General features: G+C 59.0%; 2 protein-coding genes. Both read left to right on the forward strand.

Going from position 1 to position 5,832, the window contains the following annotated elements; genetic code table 11:
- Window positions 1–601 (forward strand): phosphopantetheine-binding protein (locus ACYP2A_RS04795; RefSeq protein ID WP_459743240.1); only part of this gene is annotated, 601 nt, incomplete at its 5' end.
- Window position 602: 1 nt separating this feature from the next.
- The coding region (locus ACYP2A_RS04800; RefSeq protein ID WP_459743242.1) for an amino acid adenylation domain-containing protein at window positions 603–5,832 on the forward strand (5,230 nt) is incomplete at its 3' end.

A 5,832-nucleotide genomic window follows, 5' to 3' on the forward strand; every position in this document is an offset into this window, starting at 1 on the left:
ACTGGGTGAGATCGAGGCCCGGTTGCTGGAGCACGAAGCGGTGCGCGAAGCAGTGGTCATCGATGTCGATGGACCGAGTGGCAAACAACTGGCGGCGTACCTGGTGACTGCGGCCGGAGAACTGAATGCGCAGCAGCAAACCCAACTGCGAAGCGATCTGCGCGAACAGCTCAGAATGAATTTGCCGGACTACATGGTGCCGGCGTATCTGCTGTTTCTGGACAAGCTGCCGCTTACCCCCAACGGCAAGCTGGACCGCAAGGCTTTGCCGAAGCCGGACGGCAGCCAGCAGCAACAGGTGTATGTGGCGCCGCAAACGGAGCTTGAGCGGCAGATCGCTGCCATCTGGGCCGATGTCCTCAAGCTTGCGCGAGTCGGCCTGAGCGACAACTTCTTCGAACTCGGTGGGCACTCGTTGCTGGCCACTCAGACGATCTCCCGGATCAACGTGCAGCTAGGAATAGACGCCCCTCTGCGCCTGCTCTTCGAACACCCCGCACTCGGTGAATTTACCAGCGCTCTGGACAGCCAGGGTCTCTCTCTGCGTGAGAGCGATCTGACGGATATCGAAAAAATGATGAATGAAATGGCAGGGGCTTGAGATGGAACGGACTACCGCTGAACGGATTGCCAAACGCTTCGTCTCTCTGCCTCTGGAGCAACGCAAACAGATCCTCGACAAAATGCACGAATCCGGGCAGAGCTTCAGGTTGCTGCCCATCGTGCCGACGCGCCAGGACGTGGCGCGCATTCCACTGTCTTATTCTCAGCAACGCTTGCTGTTTCTCTGGCAAATGGAGCCTGAGGGTACGTTCTACAACGTGCCGACCGCAGTACGCTTGAATGGCCATCTTGATGATCAGGCTATGTCGAAGGCGCTTGAGTTGCTGGTGCAGCGTCATGAAACCCTGCGCACCCGTTTTGCTTCGGTGGACGGCGAGTTCTACCAGGAAATTCAGGCGCATTCCCCCGTCGCTCTGGGCATCGTTTCCTTCGATGAGCGTCCCGATGAGGCGGCGCTACAGGCCATGGTGAGTGAGGAACTTGCCAGGCCTTTCGATCTGGTTGAAGGCCCCTTGTTGCGGGTCAAACTGTTGCATCTGGGCGAAGCCGAGCACCTGCTGACCTTGTGCATGCACCACATCGTGTCCGATGGTTGGTCGGGTGAGCTGATCGTGGCCGAGTTTGTGCGCCTGTACATGGCACTGATAGAAGACCGCGATGCCGGACTGCCCGCGCTGCCCATCCAGTACGCGGATTACGCGATCTGGCAACGCAGCTGGCTGGAGGCCGGCGAAGGCGACAGGCAGCTTGCCTACTGGAAAGAACAGCTGGGTGAGGATCATCCGGTACTCGACTTGCCGCTGGATCATGACCGGCCAGCCAGCCCCAGCTACCGCGGTGCGGTTGTAGACGCCGACATTCCTCAGGCCCTGGCCGCCGAGTTGCGGGCACTGGCGCGTAAAGACGGCAATACCCTGTTCATGCTGGTGTTGGCGGCGGTGTCTGTCGTGCTGTCGCGTTACAGCGGGCAGTCGGATATCCGTATCGGTGCGCCCAATGCCAGCCGCAACCGTACAGAGCTTGAAGGCTTGATCGGCTTTTTCATCAACACGCAGGTGCTGCGCATACAGGTCGATGAGCGTGCCACGTTCGCTGAACTGATCAACCAGGTCCGTGACGTAGTCGCCGGCGCGCAATCTCATCAGGATCTGCCGTTCGAGCAACTGGTCGATGCGTTGTTGCCCGAGCGTAACCTGGGGCATAACCCGCTGTTCCAGTTCAAGATCAACCAGAATGTGTTGAGCCGTGCCGACAGAAGTAACCGACTGGGCGGCGTTACCGTCGATGCCTTTGCACTGGGTGATGGCGACGCACGTTTTGACCTGGCGTTTGATTTCACCGATACCCCTGAAGGTATTGAGGCGGCGTTTACCTACGCGACCGACCTGTTCGATGCGTCCATCATCGAGCGCATGGCCGCCTCGTTGCAGTCGACATTGCAGGCGTTGGTGAGTGCGCCTGAGGCTCGTCTGCTCGACCGTCCCGAGAACATCGGCATCACGGTTGAAACCCGCTCGCAGTCATTTGCGTGCAGCAACGTTCTCGAGCTTTGGCAGCGCAGCCTGGCGCAAGCGGGCCAGCGCGACGCGCTACAGGCAGATGAAAAGCGCATCAGCTATCAGGCGCTGGAGCATGAGTCCAATCGGTTGGCGCATTATCTTCAGGCTGCCGGGGTGGGTGTCGGCAGCGTGGTTGCGCTGTGCCAGGCGCGCAGCGTCGAGTGGGTCACGGCGATGCTCGCGGTGCTCAAGGCCGGCGGGGTGTATTTGCCGCTGGATAACCAGCAACCTGTCGAGCGAGTGCAGCAATTGCTGCAGGACAGTGGTGCGGTTGTTCTGCTCCACGAGGCTAACGACACACGCTTCACCAACCTGCAAGGCATCAAGGTGCAAGCTTGGGATTCACAGGTATGGGTTGAGCAGAGCGACCAATCGCTGGATCAGTCCTTCGATCCCGAACAGCCGGCCTATCTGATTTACACCTCAGGCTCCACTGGCCAGCCCAAGGGCGTGCAAGTCAGCCATAAAGCGCTCGCCAACTATGTACAGGTTGTTCTTGATCGCTTGCAGCTGACGCCTGAAGGCAGCATGGCCATGGTGTCTACCGTGGCTGCAGACCTGGGTCACACCATGCTGTTCGGTGCGCTGGCGTCCGGTCGTCTGCTGCATCTGTTGCCCCAGGAACTGGCCTTCGATCCTGATGCCTTTGCGGCCTATATGACCGAGCATCAGGTGGCTGTTCTCAAACTGGTGCCCAGCCACTTGCAAGGGCTGTTGCAAGCAGCCAGTCCGGCTAATGTGTTGCCTGGTCAGCTACTGGTGCTGGGCGGCGAAAGCTGTTCGTGGGAACTGGTGGAAAAGGTCCGGCAACTGCGGCCTGACTGCCGCATCGTCAATCACTACGGTCCGACCGAAACCACCGTGGGCGTGCTGACCCATGAAGTCGAGCAGCGCTTGAATGGTTATCGAAGTGCACCCGTGGGAACCCCTTTGGCCAATGGGCGTGTCGACATTCTCGATGCCTGGCTCAATACCGTTGCACCGCAGGTCGCAGGCGAGCTGTACCTGGGCGGACAAGGACTGGCGCAAGGATACAAGGGGCGGGCCGCATTGACCGCCGAGCGTTTCATTCCTGCCGAGGATGGCCAGCGGCTGTATCGCACCGGCGACCGTGCGCGCCTTGGCCGCGATGGCTTGATCGAATTCATCGGCCGCGCCGACGATCAGGTGAAGATTCGTGGTTACCGGGTCGAGCCTGGAGAAATCAGCCAGTTCTTGCTACGGATGGATGAGGTCAAAGAAGCGGTTGTTCTGGCCCAGCCTGTGGAAAGCGACCCTTCGCGTTTGCAACTGGTGGCCTGGTGCTCGGTCGTTGAAGGCGTCAGCGTCGCGCTGTTGCAGCAGCGTCTGCAACAGCACTTGCCGGACTATATGGTCCCGGCGCAGATCGTGCTGCTGGATCGCCTGCCGCTGACTGCCAATGGCAAGCTGGACAAACACGCCTTGCCCAAACCTGGTGTGGTCGCGCGCGGCTTTGTAGCGCCAGAGGGTGATGTCGAGCAGAAGCTGGCGGACATCTGGGCTCAGGTACTCAAGCGCGAGCAGATCGGTACCACCGATAACTTCTTTGAACTGGGCGGCGACTCTATTCTGAGCCTGCAGATCATTGCCAGGGCCAAGCGCCAGGGCATCAAGCTGACGCCCAAGCAAGTGTTCGAACAACAGACCATCGGGCAACTGGCCAAGGTGGCCAAACTGATCGAAGCAAAACCTTCTATGGCCAAGCCTGTCAGCCAGGTTGAAAGCCGTACGCCTCTGGTTGTCTTGAGCCCGGAACAACTTGGTCATCTGTCTGTGCCTGCGGTAGACATCGAAGACATCTACCCGCTTTCACCCATGCAGCAGGGCATGCTGTTTCACAGCCTGCTGGACCAGGAAGCCGGTCACTACATCAACCAGCTGCGCGTGGACGTGCAAGGGCTGGATGTCGAGCGCTTCAAGGCCGCCTGGCTCAGTGCGATCAGCCGACATGAAGTGCTTCGGGCGAGCTTTGTCGAGGTGGATGGCCAGCCTCTTCAAATCATTCGTAAACAGATCGATGCGCCCTGCATTCTGCTGGATTGGCGTAGCGAGGTGCAGCAAGCGCAAAAACTGGACGACTGGGCGCTTGAGGATCGCCGTAAAGGCTTCGATCTGGCGCGTGATCCCATCGTGCGACTGGCCTTGATCCGTACGGGTGAAAACACGCATCACCTGATCCATACCACCCATCATATTTTGCTCGATGGCTGGAGCAACTCGCAGTTGATGGGCGAAATACTGCAAAGCTATACCGGGCATGTCCCCGCGCCAATCACCAGCCGCTATCGTGACTACATCGAGTGGCTGGGCAAACAGGATAGCGTGGCCAGTGAACAGTTCTGGAAAGAGCAACTGGCAGGTCTTGATGAGCCAACACGGTTGGCTCAGTCGATCCGGCAAGCGGATTATCCTGCTGAGACGGGGTACGGGTATCACCGGTTGTCGCTGGATAAGCAGCAGACAGAACGCCTGAGCAGTTTTGCCCAAGGTCAACGAGTGACCCTCAATACCCTGGTGCAATCGGCCTGGATAATTCTGTTGCAGCGCTACACCGGCCAGGATCATGTGGCCTGCGGAGTGACAGTCTCCGGTCGCCCTGGCGAGCTTGAGGGCGTTGAACAGCAACTGGGCTTGTTTATCAATACATTGCCGCTGGTTGCCCAACCGCTGCCGGAACTGAGCGTGGGGCAGTGGTTACAGTCGCTTCAGGCGCAGAATCTGGCCTTGCGCGAGCATGAATATACGCCCCTGTATGACGTGCAGCGCTGGGCGGGCAAGAGTGGTGAGGCGCTGTTCGATACCTTACTAATGTTTGATAACTACCCGGTTTCCGAGGCGCTTGAAAAAGGGGCTGCTCATGGCCTTGTATTTGAAAACCTGAATGAGCGTGGACAGACCAGCTATGGGCTGGTGGTGGCTGCCGATGTCAGTGACGTTCTGTCGCTTGGCTTCAGTTATGCCAAGGCTGAGTTTTGTGACAGTGCTGTGCAGCAACTGGCGCTTGGGCTTGAACAGTTACTGCCCGCATTGAGTCGTGAGGACCAAAAAAACATTGGTGAGCTTACGCTGCTCAGCGCTGATCAACAGCAACAGATCGTGCATGAGTGGAACCGTAGCGAGGTCAGCTACCCGGCCGAGCAGTGCATTCATCAGTTGATCGAGCAGCAGGTTTTGAAGACGCCGCAGGCCACAGCCTTGGTATGTGGCGAGCACTCGTTGAGTTACACCGAACTGAACCAGCAAGCCAATCGCTTGGCGCACAAGCTGCGCGAGCTGGGCGTAGGTCCGGACGTGCTGGTAGGCCTGGCGGTAGAGCGCAGCCTGGAGATGGTGGTCGGCCTGCTGGCCATCCTCAAGGCCGGTGCCGCCTATGTGCCGCTGGATCCGGAGTACCCGCAGGACCGCCTGGCGTACATGGTTGAAGACAGTGGCATCCGCTTGCTGCTGACGCAGGCGCATGTGCAAGGACAACTGCCGGTGTCGGAAGGCGTGCAGACGGTGATCCTGGAGGCCGGTCCTGACTGGCTGGCGGATTACAGCGATGCCAATCCGGTCAACTTCACCCGACCTGAAAACCTGGCCTATGTGATCTATACCTCGGGCTCGACCGGCAAGCCCAAGGGTACGCTGTTGCCGCATCACAACGTTTTGCGCCTGTTCCAGGCCACCGATGAAAATTTCCACTTCA

The sequence above is a fragment of the Pseudomonas sp. 3A(2025) genome (assembly GCF_054589175.1).